The sequence below is a fragment of the Catenulispora pinistramenti genome, from assembly GCF_018274385.1.
GTDB classification, from domain to species: domain Bacteria; phylum Actinomycetota; class Actinomycetes; order Streptomycetales; family Catenulisporaceae; genus Catenulispora; species Catenulispora pinistramenti.
The window spans coordinates 38,881-56,314 of record NZ_JAAFYZ010000048.1 but is presented as its reverse complement, the minus strand read 5'-3'; the positions used below and the strand labels follow the sequence as shown (position 1 = coordinate 56,314).

Below are 17,434 nucleotides of genomic sequence, written 5' to 3'. Positions count from 1 at the left end.
CGGGCCTGCTCATCGGCGGTGACCAGTGCGAGCATCGGACTCGCGTCGTTGCCGAGCCGCACGGAGGTGACAGCCACCCCGTCCAACCCGAATAGCCGCGTCGTATCGTTGACCAAGCCCGTGGCCTCCCGTTGATCCTTCAAGTCTCAGCAACTCGAATGATCACAGAACGTCACGGGCGCTTCGCTGCCATCAAGACCCTGATCCAGCGGGACGGTCGAACATCACGGCCAACTTAGATGAGCCGCCATGGGCAGACGGGATCCGGTGACGATGATCTCGGCGATTGAACAGCGCGGACGCATCCATTTCAACTGCTTCACCGGCACCTTCGACAAGACGACGTTCATCGAATTCTGCGAGCAACTGCTGGCCGATGACGGCGGCACCGTGTTCCTGATCGTGGACGGCGCCCCATCTCACCGGGCGAAAGACGTCAAGACCTTCGTGGAAAACGCCCACGGGCGTCTGCGGCTGTTCTTCCTGCCCGGCTATTCCCCGACGCTCAACCCTGACGAGTGGGTGTGGAACAGCGTCAAAGCCGCCCGCGCCGGCCGACGCGCGGTCCAAGCCCCCGGCCAGCTTTACGCCATCGCGGTCGAGGCCCTCCAACGCCTCGCCGCCACCCCCGAAATCGTCCGCGGCTTCTTCCGCGACCCCGACCTCGCCTACCTCAACTGACGAAACCTACTTCGAGTTCCATTAGTAAGCTGACGGCACAAACTTTACGGGCTTATCTCTACCCCAAAGGTGAGTTCCGCTAAAAGGATTACCTCCCGGAAGTTGAGCATCGAGCGTGAGGACGAGGAATTCGAGTAATCCGCAATCGAACTTCTTCCACATCTCCTCGGCGCCATAAAAATGACGCCTCTTGACAACAACACACCCCTCCCCATCATGAAGATTCAGAAGATAAAAAACATCGTCGGCGTCAGCAGTTGTCGCGAAGTAGATGACACCTCCACAATTCCCCGAGTAGGCCCGATAGGGAGATTCGTACTCTTCGAGGTACTCCGCAGGGGGCAGGGCTGGGCGATCCACAATTAGATAATCGCCCACCGCACCAAACCCATACGCTTCCACGAAGCGCACATAATCGGATGGCATATGGAGTTCATCCGCAGAAGCTAGCTCGCCGAGTCGCCTTTCAGGGGAGCCTCCATCCGCACGCCGCGGCGGCATCTGACTAGTCAATCTCTCCAGCCAATCACCGGGCATCTACAACCTCCATCAATTCATCCCCAAGTTGTACCACTGCCCGTTACCACCGGCGATGATATTTGGAACACTAACAGAGAAATCGGCCGCTCCGGCGCCACAGTTCGCCGCGCATGTCGCCGAAAGATCAAATGCATATGGAATGGTCGACCGATCAGTCCAATACCTTGGCACGTCTGAATAGATAACCGTTTGCCCTGCATTGATGGCGGACCGAGCCTTACCTTCGAATGTGTCCATGCGATTACTGAAGCCCTGAACACCAATAGGCCAGGCATTCGCGGCCCGTGAACATGTCGCCAGGTTCCGCGCGTCAGTACCACTTCCTCCGAGCTGGGCTCCGATTAGATGGCAAGCATTAATTGCCTGCCCTGGATTGTTTGACGCACCTATTGCCAGCGAAAAGGCTCTCGCCGCCCCATATCCAGGAGTGCCGTACGCGGACGCTTCCGTCGTAGGGCTTCCAGGGGCAGCAGCAATATACCGGCTAGTGAGGCACGCAACACCACCCTGAGCTCGTCCACCGAACCCTGTTGGGGCATAAGTAACCCACCCTCCGGCAGCGTTACCGCATTGGTCGTCGCTTTCTTCATCACCCGTGCCGCCGGTGGCCAAATCGCTGGCCGGGTTCGAGGTGGCGGCGGCGTCTTGGGGACTATAGGCGTCGGCCTCCGGGGTCACCTGGACCACCAGCGCCGTGAGGACCTGCGCAATGATTGTTGGTGAGTAGTCGATGCCGGAGCCTTGACCTAGCTTGGGCGCCTTCGGGTGCGCCGCAGGCTTGTCGGCATACTGCGTGGGCGTGGGCGGGGGTGGGGGTTGCGCTGGGGTAAAGGTAAAGACTGCGCCGAACGCACCGCCGCCGCCACAACTCGTGTTGCACGACGTATTTCTGGTCGAATCGGACGCTGGCTTGCCGCATGCGGTGCCATGGCATGCAGGAACGTCGGAGTACTCGGCACCGCCATCAGGGAACGCCGGCAAGCCCATAGCCACCCTGATTTGGGCAAGCAGCTGTACTGGGTCGTTGTCTATAGCCTCTCCGCTCTCAACGAGAGAGTAGAAGTCCTGTTCGAATTCACCCCGCGCTACCCCTTGAAATTCCGCCTTGCCTTCGGAGTAGACTTGCTCTTCATTTTGGTTAAGGGCCTTACCGTCTTCGACGATGCCCTTCTCGATGGCGTCGAGTTGTGCCCATTCCTCTTGCGAGAGAGGTTCGGCACCGGCCTGGTCCGCAGGCATGTCCGATGTCGAAGTGTCGATCGTTGCGACGCCTCCACCGCCTCCGCCTGCTCCGCCGCCTACGCCTGCTCCGCCCCCTCCAACAGTTTCATCACCGCCTGCGTCTCCGCCGGTCAAGCTCGCGGTGTGGCCGCTGGGGTCGAAGTGGTCGAGTGGGTCGCCATTCCCGTAGCCGTAGGTGTTGGCGTTCGCCGACATGGGGTTCGGGCTGGTCGTGATGGTGTCCTGGCTTGCGAATTGGCCGGTGGCAGGGTCGTACCATCGCGAGGCCATGTTGACCTTGCCGGTCGTTTTGTCAGTCCATCCGCTCTGGAATCCCAGGCTTGGCTGGCTATTGCTGGCGGTGACTGCGCCCAGCGGGTCGTAGGCAGTGGAAGCCGTCAGGGCGGTGCCGGAGCCCTGGAACAAACCCACCAGATCGCCGTGGCGGTCGTTATAGGCCAGGGTCTTAACACCGGACTGGCTGACTCCGATCAGATTTCCGGACGGATCACGGCTGTAGGTAGCCGCAGAGTCCGCGGCGAGATCGTTGGACGTCCCACTGTAGGCGAAGCCGGTTGCGGTCCCCGCACTCATCAGGCGGTCCAAGCCATCGTACGTGTACGTCTGGCCGCCGTCGGTGGCCATCCGGTCGAAGGCGTCAAAAGTGTAGGCCTCTGCTGTGCCGGTTGTCGGGGTCTTGGCTGCCAGCGTTCCCCGGGCCGTGTAGCTGTAGGTGTTGGTGCCGTCCGATGTGAGTTGGTTACGGGCGTCATATGTCAGGGTCGTGGCGCCCACGGCAGTACGGTTGGAGTTGTCGTCGTAACCGTAGGCGACAGTGGCGGCGCCATTGTTCCACGAGGTCAGCCGCTGGGCGTAGTCGTAGGTGTAGGTGTTCGTCGCGGCGCCGGCGAAGCCGGTGGAGTTTTTGGTCGTGAGGTCGCCGTCGAGGTTGTAGCCGTAGCCGATCGAAGCAACAGTGGCGCCTGCCGAGGTCTTGAGCGTGTCACTGGTCAGCTCTTGCAGGCTGTCATAGCCGAAGGTGCGGACGTCGCCACCGGTTCCATAGCCGATCGACGAAACCTGGCTCATGGCGTTGTAGCCGTATGTCAGGGTACTGCCGGTCAACGGGTCGACGACGGAGGCCAGGCGTCCTGCGGTGTCGTAGCCGTAGGTCGCTGCACCAGCGGCGTCCGTGCGGCTGGTCATGGCGCCGTCTGCGTTGTAGGCAAAGCTCGATGATCCGGATGGCCCGGAAGCGCTCATCAGATTGCCGCGGTCGTCGAATGTAAAGGCATCAGTGCCGCCGGGCGCTGCCACGGAGGTCATTCGACCTGCCGTGTCGTAGCCGTAGGTGTGATCGGCGGTGGCCGCCTGAGCCCCCGTCCCGGTCTCCTTTGTGACGTCACCTAGGGCATCGAAGGATCGGCCGATGACCACTCCACCGGGTTCGGTGATGGTCGCCGGACGGCCAGACTTGTCGTATGTCCGGGTGGTGGTCCGGTCGACGAGGTTCGGGAAAGCCGGTGTGGACGGCTCGATCGTGGACTCCGGTGTATTCCAAGTGTTGTATGTCGTGGTCCATGGTTGGCCGTTGCCGTCGGTGTAGCGTGTGCTGTTCCCGGCCGCGTCATAGCCGTAGGTAGTGGTAATGGAGTGATTCGCGGTGACCGGCTCGGTCTGAGAGATGAGTCTGTCGGCGGCGTCGTAGGCGAAGGTCGTCTGGTTGTTCAGCGCGTCCTTCGTCCAGATCTTGTTGCCTGCCAAGTCATAGCCGATACTGGTGGATCGGATCTTTGCGTTGTTGGCGTCATAGTCGGTCTCGGTCACGGGACGGCTGGCGAGGTCATAGTCGACTTCCTGCCAGGTACCGTCGGGGAACTCCATCTGGTTCAGGAGACCCGTCTCGTTGTAGTTGTAGTAGGTGGTGTTGCCCGCACCGTCTACCGATGTCAGCCGCTCTCCAATGGCGTCGTACGTGGCACCGGTGGTGACCCCTGACGGTGATTTGACGCTGGTGACGTCGCCCAGACTGTCGTAGCCGTAGGTCGTGGTGTCGGCCTGTGCGGTCGGCTGGCGCACGATCTGGGTACTGGTCGCCACTCGGCCCATGTAGTCGTACGTGGCCTGGCTCTGGGCCTCGGTCGGATCGGTACTGCTTTGCACCTGGCCGTCGGGGTAGTACACGTTGTGCGAGACGCCGCCGGTGGTGTTCCCATCGATCGGCGGGTCGGTCCGGGTTGCGGCGTCGCCGAGCTGGTCGTACGTGAAGCTGGTGATGTTGCCCAGAGGGTCCTTCACGTCCTTGACCTGACCGATGCTGGTGTAATCGGTCGTGGTTGTGCTCGTTACCGCAGTGGTGGTCCCGGGTGCGGTGTAGGGCGGTGAGGTTGTTCCAGTGGTCCTGCCGTCGCCGTCGAAGGCGGTGGCGGTGATGTTGCCGTTCGGGTCCTGGGCCTCCACGGCGTCGCCAAAGCTGTCATAGCCGGTTTGGGACATGGGGTGAGTGGCTACCGGTGCGCCGCCAGCGGTCTCGACGTTCACCGTCGGAAGCGTGGTGGTGACCCGGCGCCCGGCCTCGTCGTTGGTGTAGGTGGTGGTGTAGCCGGCCTTCGTGGCCTCCGGCGCGTTACCGCGGGGGTCGGTAGTGGCGACCACGAGGCCACGCTGATCCAACGTCCAGGTGGTGGTCAGTACGTTCGTCGGCTTCAGGAGAGAACCACCCGAGTAGATGGTCCCGATCTCGGTGGCCGAAAGTGCGCGGTAGTACGCCTGGACGCCGGATATCTTTCCGGCGAACCAATAGGCCGGTGCTGCGTTGTTCTGTCCACGTCCGATCACGAGGCTTCCGGTGGACGCAATCGGCGTGGTGTCGGTCGCCGTCCCGGCGAGACTGCCGTTCACATAGAGGGTCAGTGTGTTTGTCGTCGCGTCATAGACACCGGCCAAGTGTGTCCATACGCCCAGCGCAGGAGGCGAGCTCGCATGAGCACGGACGACCGTAGGATTCGCGACGTCTTGAGTGGCGCGGGAGAAGGACCAGGCCTTGTCAGTGCTGTCGTACTGGAGGTCAAATCCCGAGGTCTGCGTGCCGCTCTGGGAAACAATGTCCGCAGTGCCTGCGGTGGATGTGAGTTTGGCCCAGGCGGTGACGGTGAAGCTCTGTCCGGATCCGGTATTCAGGGTGTTGTTAGCCTCGAGCGCCATGTTGGCGCCATCGAACACTGCGGAACCCCCGTGCTCGGGCGACCAGAGGATGTCTTCGAAATACCCGGGGCTCGCGTCGTAGCCGTGCTGGTCGCCGGATGCTGAGGTGTCCTTAGCCGTATAGGTGTACTCGGAAGTCAGCGGCCAACTGCCAGCCAGTCCGTTGAGCCCCGGACCAGCCGAGACAGCGCCGTCATAGAGCGCGACAATCTCATTCCAGGACAGCGAGCGGTTGTAAATACTGACCTTCTCAATGTTGCCGCTGAAGGACTGACCATTCGGGGCTCCGCCGATCTGGACAGGACCGGTGGTGTCGAAGCCGGTAGGCCAATTATCCGCGCGGGACTGCCAATTGCCGTCGACGTAGAGATTCACGCGGGTACCGTCGTACGCTGCCACAAGGTGCGTCCACACGCCTGTCTGGACCGAGCCGGCTGGCGAGGATGCGGAGGACGAACTTAACGGGATAGCGGTGTCGCCATTGTCCGTGGTGAAGCACCAAGCATTCAAGACGTGGTCATAGCCAAGCCAGAAGCCAACTCCGCCGTTCGTACCGTCCTGGGTCAGGGCAGGGTGGTCGCTGGCAGTGTCATTCAGATAGACCCAGGCGGAAACGGTGAACGGTTTGCTGGTGTCGACCGCCGGTCCGTTGGTGGTGATGGACTCGCCGGGCGTGCCGTCAAATTGCGCGGAGCTAGTGCTGTTGCCGGTCATGCCGGACGACCACACCACGTTGCCGGTAAGCGTGCCCGGGTGATTCTCGACAGACCCGTCCGGAACAGTCGCGGTGGAATTGTCGTCGAGGTTCCACTTGCCGCCCAGCGATGCGCTCCATGACTGGGCGTTGTTGGAGTCCTGGACAGTCTTACTCGTGACACGTCCAAGCGGGTCATAGGTGTAGTCGGTGGTGTCGACCGTCGCGTTGTCGGTGCTGGAGGTGGTCACTGCGGTCTGGTGGTCGTCCGGGTCGTAGGAGTAGGAGGCATCGCGCAGGATGTCGTAGCCGTCACTGTCTATTCCGGACTTAGTTGCCGAACTAGTGAGCAGGTTGGATGCGTCGTAGACGTTCTGGGTGTAGCTGTTGCCGGAATAAAAATTCCCAGAGGCCGGAGTCTGACAGTCGAAGTTGCAGTCCGCAGTTGTGTTTCCTACGTTGTCGTAGATTCGCTCTTCGGCAACCGTCCCGCCCCCGGTGGTCGAAGCCGGGTCCGGGTGAAATGTCTTCTGCAACAGACCGTTGTCGAAATACGTGTACTGGGTAGTCCGGCCCATGGCGTCGGTGACGGACGCCAACCGCCCAGCAGGGTCGTACGCCCGCGACTCACGTACGAGATTCGTTGCCGCGCTGGGGTGGACTGGATCGCCCGTGTAGTTGTGCAACGTGGTGGCAAGCAGGCGGTCATCCGGGTCGAATAACTGATCAGTCTCGTTGCCGGCGGCGTCGATAACCTGGCTCCGGTTGCCATAAGCATCGTATCCATAGGTGCTGACTGCACCGGTGGGGTCCGTTGTTGTGTGGAGCCGATCTGAGCTGTCGTAGACGTTAATCGTCTGCCGGGATTTGTCCCCACCGGTAGCGTCGCTGACAGTCACCGATGTCGCCTGGCCGTCCGGCCCATAGACGGTTGTGGTAAGCGCGGTATGGGTCACCCCGCTGACCCTGTCGCCCGTAGCGGGATCGGTCTCGGTCAGGACGCGACTGGCAGCGTCGTAGGTGTAACTGGTGACCAAACCTGCCGGGTAGGTGTCACTGATCTGCGTCTTAGCGAGGACCCTTCCAATAGCATCATACGCATACTTGGTAACCAAACCCGCCGCATCAGTCACGGAGGCCACGTCACCGTTATGGAAGTACCGGTATTTGGTCACAGCCCCGTTCGGGGTAGCTGTATGATCAATCAGCCCAGCCGGCTCATTACCCGAGTCCGCTGCCGGGAAAGCCGCCGAACCGTCGGTAAAAACGGTGGTCTGAGTCTTGCCTAGTGGGAACCCAGAGACCGCCGGTGTGGTCGTAGAGGTCAGGTCCCCAGCGGCGTCGTAGGTGTAACGGGTCAGGTACGTGGGATCCGATGGGTCGCTAGAGTTGGCGTCCCGGAATGTTGTCATCTGGTCGTTACGCGGATCGGGCGTCAGCGAGGTAGACGTGTCGTCCGGGTAGTACGTGTAGTAGGCCGTGCCACAATTTCCATGTGCCAGGCTTTGGCAGGTAGTCTTCGACACAGTGTTGCCACGGATATCGTGACCGGTAGTGACGATATCGCCGTTAGGGTCGGTCACGGTGTTCAGAAAACCAGCTGCGTCATACCCGTAAGTAGTAGTCGCGCCGAGTGCATCAGACGCAGTCAGCAAACGACCCCCGCTGAATGGATCGTATGTGTATGTGAGTGGCTTGCCCGTCGGGTCTGTGATCTCCACGCGCATAGTCGGCGCTGTGTGCGACACGGAGCTACCAAACGCTTTGAAATGCGCTGTGACGTCGGCGGGCGTGAGCTGGTGCTCATAGTAGGCGACCTCTGCGACCGAGCCGCTGAAGAAACTCGGGTAGCCAGTGGCGTCGGTCGTGCTCTGGTGTGCCTGGGCAGGCCACTTCCCGCCAATGAAACCCGCACCGACATACATGTACCTGGTGCCGGCATCACCGATCCAGCCCGAGCCAGTCATCGTCCCGACCTGCGCACCGTCCAGGTAGAGCTCCTGCATGAGCCCATCTGTGGAAATCACGACGTGGTGCCACTTGCCGTCGGTGACCGGGGACGAAGTAACTATGGGCGCGCTGGAGTTATCGGACTCGTGGAACTGGCCGTACAGCTTCCCGTCGGTGCCCACGTACAGAGTCGGGGTGTATGAGTTAGTCGTGGTGGTGGCGGTGATCGCGTCAGCAGACGCTGACAGCAGTACGCCGGGTTTGGTCGTCGAGAACCACATCTCGACGGCGGCGGGCGTCCTCGGGGCGGCGACGGGCGTTTGCAGCAGCAGGTTCGAGTTCGTACCGTTGAACTGTGCCGCAGTGTTGTCGTTTGGCCCAAACGGTCCCTGCACACCCAAAGTCACGTTGCTGTAGGCAGAAGGCTGGCCAACACTGCCGGAGGTCTGGTCGGCCGCGGTCGTACCGCCAGCGTCGCCCAGCCGCCAGTAGCCATAAGGGCTCGAACCCATGACTGCTGATCGGTACACGCTGGACGTCCCACTCACCGTCGCCCGGCCGACGCCCCACACCGAGCCGTTGGCGTCGGTAACCTGAGTCAGCCGGTCAATCTCGGTGTCGTACGCGGGAGCCGCCTCGATGTTTCCGGACGGGAGCTTGACCTGGGTCAGCAACGAGGACGGCACCTTCACCGCAGAATACAGCTGCGCGACCTGCGTCCCCGACAGCGCACGTTGGTAGAACGCGACATCACTGATCTGCCCGTTGAAGTGGGACCACACGTTGCCCCCGGGCGCCGCGGGCCAGCCATTGTTGTTGAACACACCTGCGCCGACTATGTCATAGGGATCGATGTTGGCCAACTGGCCGCTCTCAGTTCCGGCCAGGTCACCATCGACATATAGGGCCTGGCTAGTACCGGACGCGGTGAGCACCACCTGGTGCCAGGCCCCGTCCGTGACGGTCCCGTACGAGGTCATGCTGACAACCGTGTTGTTCCAGAAGTGTCCGTACAACTTACCGTTGGTCCCGACGTACAGCACTGGCATCGCGCCGCCGCCGGGATTGGGAGTGTTTGCTGGGTCGTGGCCGGTTGCGTAGAGCATTTGCGCCACGCCAGTCGTAGAGGTCTTGAACCACAGCTGCAATGTCAGATATGTCGTCCCCTCCACCTGGCCGTTGGGCAGCTGCACGAAGGATGTCGAGCCGTCGAACCCCGCCGCAGTAGCAGTCCCAGTGGGGCCGGCGGCCCCGAACGTCGCGCTCACCGAGGTCGCGTTGTCGGATCCTTCGTTGGCTATGACCTGACTGGAGGCCAGCGAGGACCCCACTGGATCGTCGAGCCTCCAGTAAGAGTCCGGGTCAGCGTCTAGCGTTACCGAACGGTCGTGGGACCCGCTCTCATAGGTGTAGCCAGTACACCCTGTCTGGAGCTTCGGCAAACAGAACGAGGTCAAATCGTCGCCGGTGTAGCCGTAGGTGGCGGTAATGGCGGTGGTCTGGTCCGTACCGCTCAACGGGTCCGTCGCCACAGAAGCTACATGCGGCGAACTGGCACCGGCGGGCGTGCCCCAGGTGAAGTGCAGCGCACGACCCGACACCAGGTTCGTCACCGTAGACACCTGACCGCCTGTGTAGGTGAACGACTCACCGTGGCCGGAATGGTCCGTGATCGACGAGACTGGGAAGACCGATGCGCCCGAGGCTCCGCTGAACACGTAGGTGGTGCCGTCTTTGTCGACCAGGGTGTAACCGGTCGAACCGTTGGCGGTGAGCGTCGCGAACCGGCCCGACGGCGCGGTGAAGCTACCATCCGGGTTGTACCCGAAGCGGACCGCCTGCCCAGTGGGATAGGTGACGACGACGTTGCCGGTACCGTCGCTGTCGACGGCCGCCTGCATGTCAAAGACTGAGGACCAGGATGCGCCGAACGCGCCAGAAGTCCGTGGATCCAGGCTGTTATAGGTGCGCTCGACCTGCAACGGCATCCCCGAACCGGGCACAGTCAGGTCCGTAGCGGCGGTCGTGTAGTTCCCGGACTCGGGGTCGTAACCGTGATTGTCGGTGTTCTGGGCCAGATGTGACGTCACCACCGGCTGGTCCACGGCCGTCGTAAACCATGCGGGCTGGCTCGGCCAGCTGGTTGCCGCGCCGTCGTAGTCTTGAGTGATCCAATAATACGGCTTGCCATAGGCCAAGCTTCCGGCCGGAAGCTTCCAACCATTCTGCCCGTCTGGCAGCCAACCCGACGAGATACAGCCCGTCGGCCAAGTCGCCGTAGATGGGCATACCCAGAACCCGAACTGAAGCGCAGATGGGTAGTTGTCCGGATCATGGCCGTACGCGATGAGGGTCGGCGTCGAGGTCAAGGTGACGTTCGACGCCGGCGCTTCCCCGTCGATCTGTGGAGCGATATCCGCCCCGGTATACGTGAAAGCCTCTGTGGGAACGAGGTAGCTCGAAAAGGCGACGCTTCCCGGCGCCCACATGTCGAGGGAAACACCCACGGTGATGCCGGCTGGTTGTGGCGGGAGCGTCAGTGTGACGCTCCCCGACTGTTGCGGTCCGATGTTGGATGACATGGCCGCATTGCCGGATGCCAGGACATCGCCGTTCGCGTTGTTCGTCTGCGTCCAGTGCAAGACGTAACCGTTGGACGGAGTCCAGGTGTCGTAGCCCCAGTTCTCCACGGGCACCTGGATAGCCCCGCCTTGCAAGGCGGTCGGCGTCGTAGTCCAAGCTGGCAGCGCCCCCCAGAGCACTGCGTAAGGACTGTAGTCAACGCTCAAGTACGGGACGTTGGCACTGTGGTTGGACGCAAACTCCTTCCACGACGTGGTACTACCTGTAGTGTCCGCCCAGACCGCCAGGCCATAGAAGCTGGACCCGTGCGCGTAATGGTCGAAGGTGGACGAGTCCAGTCCAATCTGCTCCCAGTTTGCGGTCCCGCTGGTTCCTAGGCATTTCGGGCTCTTATCAAAGGCCGCAACACCGAAGGCGTTCCCGATCGGCGCACCGGGATAGCCATTGGCTGCCTCGGAAATCGCTCCCGCCGACCACGGCCCAGTGACCGGCGAAACGTAGACATTCTCGGCTCGACAAGTCGTGTCAAACGCATCGTAGAGGTTCAGCCACGTTCCCCTGATCCAATCATTGCTGAACATCGACTGGAAGTAGGCGAACGAGAGGAAGGAGGCTGCCTTGTGGGACCCGCCATCGTAGGAGCCGACCTTCAAGATAGGCGAAGCCTCGTTGTTGCCTGTGTTATCGACAGTCTCGACGAAGGTGTCCGCGGTGTCGTTCATCGAGGTTGGATCCACGGTGACCGGAAAGACCCGCCGCGGGTCAGTGAGCCAAGCCTTGTCCAGGCTGACCTGCAGGGCTGGCGACCCCTGATAGGTAACGAGGCTGTAGGTGACGCCGCCCGACCACGCCGGATCGTTCGAGACCGGATCGATTTTCGAGTCCGTCATCGATCCATGTGGTACTCGTATGGCTGTCGCGCCGTTCGCGTCCACGAAGTCCACATCACCAGTACCTGTATCCAGCTTCGCGGACAGCCCCTTGGCCTGGAAGGGAAAGATCCACGTCGTCGGAGCTGACGAGTTCTGGAGGACCAGGCTCTCCTTCACTCCGGATACGTCAGTCTTCAACGTCAGGTCTGCCCCGGCCGCGACACCGTGGTAGGTCTCTGCGTCACCAGTCGTTTGACCGGCGACAGACTGCGCGCTCGCAAGTGAGAACGACACGCCATGTTTTGCATCGGTGTTGAGGGCCATCAGTTCGGGCCCGTCGGCAGTAGCCGCGAAGCTTGTATCCATGGAGTCAGCACGCCGGTGCAGACGCCCGTCCGCCCCGACGACGAGCGTCAGGTCGATCGGCGCCCACGATGCATCAGGCAGCTGATATTGGGTGCGTACGGGGTAAAGGCGAGCGGTGTACGTACCGTCGGGGTTCTTGAAGACGGCCGTCTGAGCATTACCCATGCGGTCCTGCCGCACACTCGCCGTCGCGTCAAAGCTGCTCTTCCCCGCCGCGGCCGATGTCACTGCCCGCGTCGCTACCGGCGTTGCAGCCTTCGGGGCGTCTGAGGTGCGGGGCTTCGAGGTCTTCGCATGCGGCTTGTCGGCCGGCAGCTCATATGGCGATTTACCAGCCGGATGGCCCTTCGCCCCGCTGGTAGCCCGAGTAGCGCTAGCCGGCACGTAGTGCGCCTTGCCGACGGCCGTCCCAGACGGCTGTTTTGGTGTGGCCGGCGAGCCGCCATGATCACTCTGCGAGAAGCCCCACACGTAGCCCGGCACCTGCGCCGCCTGCGTCAACGTCGGGGACAAGCCCACAGTCACCGTCAGCCCAACGACGCCGAAGCGAGCCACTGAACGCCGGACGATCGAACGCACGCCAAGTACACGCATCGGAGCCCTCGTTTTCCATGTGCCAAACAACACGTGCAACTTGTCGAGCGCCCCGTTCGCGGGCTGATCGTAATTGAGCGCTTCAGAGTCAGTCACGCCGCAGAATGTCAGAGATCGAACATCGTTACGATATCGTTACTATGTTCGAAGACGCTCGCCGCGTTCTAACACCTAGAGCGCCTGGTAGATCAGTTGCGAAGGCCATGCCGTTGCGGTAGGCATGGAACCCGTGACAATCGATCGAAGCATCGGTGAACCGTGCCACGCCTGAGCCGCCGAGGCGCCTTGGGGGGACTTTTGGCCATCGCTGTCGTCGGCGGCGCTGTCGCCGTGATGGCCGCACGTTCGGGATCGCGCCACGCCCCGGTGCCGCCCAAACCGGTGAGCACAGTCGCGGCGAACAAACGAGTCTGCCTGCTCACCGACGGATCCCCCGCCGCACAGACCGCGTGGGCGGGAATGCAGGATTTCGCCAAAGGTGGTGGCATCAACATCCAACGAACGACGATACCGCCGAAGGCGCCGGATGCCGACTCCTACCTGAGCGGCATCCTTCAGCAAAATTGTCTTGTAATCGTCGCAGTCGGAAATGGACCTGCGCAGGCAGCGGACGATGCAGCCGCCTACCATCCAGAGACCCGTTTCGTCGTCATCGGGTCTGCTCAGCGCAGGGCAAACACCGCTGTGCTGACCAACCAATCGGAGTTGTCCAGCCTTAATGTCAGTGCAGCAATTAGGAAGCTCGTCAACTAATTCCCCGGCCGCTCGTCACAATCAATCGAATAGCACGCCTTTGACAAGCGCGCAGTGAGCTATTCCCGGCGACCGGCGTTCGTTGTGAGCAGTGGCAAGGTGCTGATGTTGGCAACGGCAGCATTCGGTGGTCATGCCGGAGCCAGCCGGGCCGATGCCGGCCGCCCAAAGCCCAGTAGGGTCGGGGGCTGGCGCGGTGATGCGTTGATGCTGTAGGGGTGCAGATGATGCTCAGGGAGATCGAATCGAGGCCGGTTCGTAGTTGGGATGGCATCCCTTACCGAACGCCGTTCGAGGCCGCCCGGTTTGTAGTCGTATAAGCGTCCGCATAATCGTCCGTGTGCGGGACGACACCGAGCGGCCCGAGGCACGGTCCCGCGTCCCCACAGCCGCCGACCACGTGACGCACCCCCGTGTTCACGTGCAGGTCAACGGCTATTTAACGACCCGCATGTGATCCCGCGCCGGTAAGGAGTGCTGCCAGAGCACCTCAGAACGCGATCGCGAACCGGCCGTCGCCGAGTTTGCGCAGCCAGCCGCGGTCGGCGAGCTTGTTCATCTTCCCGCGCAGCGGCTCCAGCTTGCCGCGCTCCTCGACCGGCAGGCCCAGCACCGTTCCGACTTCCTTGACCTTGCAGTCCGGATCATGTGGTTGAGACAAGGTATCTCAACCACATGATCGAGCCCCGTGGGTAGAGTCTGACTTCTCCCGTGGACCAATCGTTACAAGGACCCTGAACCGAAACTCGGCCACCGTGTGGGGCTCGGAAACACGATTGTGCCTGCGACCTGGTCAGTTGCAACCCGTGGTCGTCGGGTCGAGATCCTGACGGGATGTTCCTGTCGATGGCCTACCGCCTGACGCGACGCGTTCTGAGTTCCGTAGCGGTTCTGCTCCGTCGTGACGTGTCCAAGCAGGTCAAGCCACCCGTACTCCGGTAGGAGAACGCGGTCTAGCAATCTGCTGGACGACTTGCGGAGCGATGAGAATCCCAGGGCCTCGGACCCCGGTTGCCAACAGCTGGAGATCACACGGTCCGACCGGCTCAACTGGGGGGTTACAGCCTCGCTGCCCACGCAGGGATGGTCGTCCCTCTCCGCGCCGTTGCCGACTTCTGAAGCTCCGCTCTTCGCAGCACTCATGTCGTCTACAGAACGCGGCACATACGCGGCAAAACTTGCCCACGAGCCGACTTCAATGGTCCGCTCGCCGCAGGTCAGGGTGCCTGTACAGGTGGAAAGGTATAGGGACTCATAATCCCTTGGTCGTGGGTTCGAGTCCCTCACGCCCCACTCATAACAGAATGAAAATTTGCGGCCTTGACCAGGAGATTACCAGGTCAAGGCCCTTTTTTCTTACCTCAATCTGTTGATTCCGAACGAGACCCCGCCATCACGAGCCACCCGGCTCTGCCCGACTGTCCACGATCGTTTACGGCTGTCCGCGGCACATACGCGCACACGATCTCGATCTTGAAGGACACCGCAGGTCAGCCGCATTCTGGATCTCCACTCGGGACTCCCACGCCACGCGTGCCGGACGGCGCGGGATGTACCGCGAGGTCAAGACAGGGCCAGCGCAGCCACGACGGCGTACGGAGTGGACCCGCTGGCGTTCACATCGAGGCCGGCGCCCTGGACATACCATTCGCTGGCACGACCGCCTGTCCTTCCCGGCACCCTGGCCACGTAGCGTCTCCGATCCGGACGAGTGGCCCACGGGCGCTCATCGGGCCTGTTCGGCCGCAAATCCACCGCCCAGCCGGCGACGCGCAGCGAAACGACCAGATCGGCCTCGGTGTCGCGCGTCTCAGCGCAGGCGACACGGGAAGCGGCCTGAAGTCCGCCGACTGTCGGGCCGATGATCATCACCGACCACGGGCCATCCACGTCGTCACATTCAAGATCGCAACGGGTCGGCCGCCCGGGTCCGTCGACGATATACAGACGCAAGCGCCGTTCGGGGTACTTGAAGGTAACCCCGTGCGAGCCCATGAGGAAGTCGTGGACCGGCTGCCCCCAGCCTTCGCCGACCAAAGCATCCTCAAGCCCGGCAGCCAGGACTCCGGCCGGAGCCGGGAGGTCATCGACGATGATGGCGGGATGATCATGCACAGCGCGTTCACCCATCTGTGTTCAGCACTTGTCAGGAGGTCGTCAATCAAGCCAACGAAGCAGGTCGACTTTCGTCCAGCCCTCGCAGTACCGCCTCGTTGTCGGATCGGACCGTGGGGTGGATGTTCCGCTCGGGGCTGGCCTGGAGTGCGGCGGTGGCGGGGCTCGATGTGCTGTCGGGTCGTCACCTGGTCTTGATCGGGCTGCTGATCGTCAGGCCGTGCTGTGTGCTGCTGACCGGCCGGGCGTGGCGTACCGCGGTGGCCGGGGCCGTCGCCATAGCGCCGGCTGTGGTCTGCGGCTGGCCTGACGGGATCTTCGGCTCCCCAGAGCATCTGGCATTCGTCGCGTCTGTCGTCGCGGTCACCGCGGTCGCCGTTGTCGCCGCGAGGATCATCACGGTGCGCCGGCCGATCTGAGAGCGGTGGCCCCGCAACCGCGGGTCGGCTACTCCCAGCCCAACGGGATCGGGTCATGCCCGGCCCCTGGTTCGCCACCGGCGGCACTGAACGCTTCCAGTGCCTCTACCAGGCGGTCTCGATGGGCCGTCGGCATACGCTCGACGATGGCGGCGATCTCTGTACGCCGCCTTCCAGTCACCTGTTCGACGACCCGGCGCCCGGTGTCGGTGAGGGCCAGGATGGACTCCCGCCGGTTCTCCGGATTGGGGGCGCGGTCGATCATCCCGGCCGCGACCAGGCGCTCGGCCATGCGCATCGCGGTAGAGGGGTTGACCGCCAGGTGCTCGGCCAGGTGGGTCAGGCGCAGCGGGCCACGGGAGGCCAGAACGACCAGAGCGCGGAACTGCGGCAGCGTGAGGCTTTCCTCGACCTCGTTCAGCGAGCGCGCCGAGACCGCGACCAGCAGACGGGAGGCGGTCAGCACCGCCTCGGTGACCCGGTCGACATCGCCGACAGCCTCGGTGCCGGTTCGGGTCGCCTGCGCCGAAGGCGTTGCGCTGTTCCTTGCGCCTGTAACTCGCGGACTCATGTCCACTGTTCTACCGCGCCCGCCCCCAGCGCGTCGGACATCCGATCGGCTTGACGCGCCCACACTACCTTTGCATAATGCAAACGAAGAGGTGGACTGGCAGGCGCCAACTGGCCCGGGCCGGCTGGGCAGCCATGGACACCGCCGGTCAGACCGGCAACGTCCGCGCAGCCGCCTCCGATCGCAGCTACCAGAGGTGGTCACATGACCGATTCGGACCTACTGACCGCAGGGCGCTACGGCTACACCCGACGCGGAATCCACCGCGACGATTTCGCGCAGGTTCTGGCCCGTTTCCTCCCCCCGGAAGGCGCGAATCGCTTCAGGCCCGTCATCGTCGTCCCGTCAGATGACCTCGCAACGGCAGCAAAGCTCTGTTCCCACCTCGCGGCGCGTTTCCCGGGTGAACGACTTGGTGCGATCGCCGAGGTAGCGGCCCGCCAACTACGCCATCCCGCGACTCCCGCCGGCCATGGGCAGCTCCTGCTGTACCCGGCGGCCCTGCTGTGCCGCGAGTTGCAAGCACTCTCGGCCATCGAGGCGGCCACGAGTATCGCGGCGGTCTTGGAGGAGCACACGGCTCGCCGTACCGCCGCCGCGCTGGAGACTTCCATATCCGCCGAGGTGCGCTACCCGGCCCAAGTCATGTTCGACGGCGACTTCGTGCGAACCGCCGCCCACGCAAGATCGGCGTAGGCGAGTGACACGTGACTCCGCTCACGTATCGCCCCAAGCACCGCCTGCGCCACTCGACTTCAGCGCACGTGTTGCCGGGCAAGACAGCCGGCTTGGCCCCGCCGCGCGATCCAGCGGGCATGAGACCGGCTTGACGCCGACGGCCACCTTGTTTGCATAATGCAAATTATGACCA

At 62.7% G+C, this 17,434-nt stretch carries 9 protein-coding genes; 4 read left to right on the top strand and 5 right to left on the bottom strand.

The features are described 5' to 3' along the window. The first annotated feature begins 249 nt into the window (after positions 1-249). Positions 250-681: a transposase gene (locus KGQ19_RS16350; RefSeq protein WP_228554626.1), complete on the top strand. Its 432-nt coding sequence runs from the start codon at positions 250-252 to the stop codon at positions 679-681. A 21-nt stretch (positions 682-702) separates the two neighbouring features. On the opposite strand, the gene KGQ19_RS16345 is transcribed toward KGQ19_RS16350, so the two are convergent. Together KGQ19_RS16345 and KGQ19_RS16340 are read right to left on the bottom strand one after the other, a co-directional pair. Continuing rightward, a complete protein-coding gene (locus KGQ19_RS16345; protein WP_194894491.1) occupies positions 703-1,218 on the bottom strand; it encodes a hypothetical protein in 516 nt (171 codons plus the stop codon). A gap of 12 nt (positions 1,219-1,230) precedes the next feature. Next, on the bottom strand, positions 1,231-12,801 hold the full coding sequence (locus KGQ19_RS16340; protein ID WP_212010022.1) for a LamG-like jellyroll fold domain-containing protein: 11,571 nt from the start codon (positions 12,799-12,801) through the stop codon (positions 1,231-1,233). Positions 12,802-13,002: 201 nt separating this feature from the next. Here KGQ19_RS16340 and KGQ19_RS16335 point away from each other — a divergent pair, with 201 nt between their 5' ends. Then, positions 13,003-13,458: a type 1 periplasmic-binding domain-containing protein gene (locus KGQ19_RS16335; RefSeq protein ID WP_212010021.1), complete on the top strand. Its 456-nt coding sequence runs from the start codon at positions 13,003-13,005 to the stop codon at positions 13,456-13,458. Between the two features lie 490 nt (positions 13,459-13,948). Here the strand turns inward: KGQ19_RS16335 and KGQ19_RS16330 are convergent, their stop codons facing one another. Together KGQ19_RS16330 and KGQ19_RS16325 are read right to left on the bottom strand one after the other, a co-directional pair. Continuing rightward, complete coding sequence (locus tag KGQ19_RS16330; RefSeq protein ID WP_212010020.1) at positions 13,949-14,119, bottom strand: hypothetical protein; 171 nt, start codon at positions 14,117-14,119, stop codon at positions 13,949-13,951. Positions 14,120-15,021: 902 nt separating this feature from the next. Further along, on the bottom strand, positions 15,022-15,573 hold the full coding sequence (locus tag KGQ19_RS16325; protein WP_212010019.1) for a hypothetical protein: 552 nt from the start codon (positions 15,571-15,573) through the stop codon (positions 15,022-15,024). 122 nt (positions 15,574-15,695) lie between these two features. Here KGQ19_RS16325 and KGQ19_RS16320 point away from each other — a divergent pair, with 122 nt between their 5' ends. Beyond that, on the top strand, positions 15,696-15,992 hold the full coding sequence (locus tag KGQ19_RS16320) for a hypothetical protein (protein WP_212010018.1): 297 nt from the start codon (positions 15,696-15,698) through the stop codon (positions 15,990-15,992). 28 nt (positions 15,993-16,020) lie between these two features. Here the strand turns inward: KGQ19_RS16320 and KGQ19_RS16315 are convergent, their stop codons facing one another. Beyond that, positions 16,021-16,563 carry a MarR family winged helix-turn-helix transcriptional regulator gene (locus KGQ19_RS16315; protein ID WP_212010017.1) on the bottom strand — a complete coding sequence of 181 codons (543 nt, stop codon included), beginning with the start codon at positions 16,561-16,563 and terminating at the stop codon, positions 16,021-16,023. A gap of 204 nt (positions 16,564-16,767) precedes the next feature. On the opposite strand from KGQ19_RS16315, the gene KGQ19_RS16310 reads away from it, so the two are divergent. Continuing rightward, a complete protein-coding gene (locus KGQ19_RS16310; protein ID WP_212010016.1) occupies positions 16,768-17,259 on the top strand; it encodes a hypothetical protein in 492 nt (163 codons plus the stop codon). Positions 17,260-17,434 lie beyond the last annotated feature (175 nt).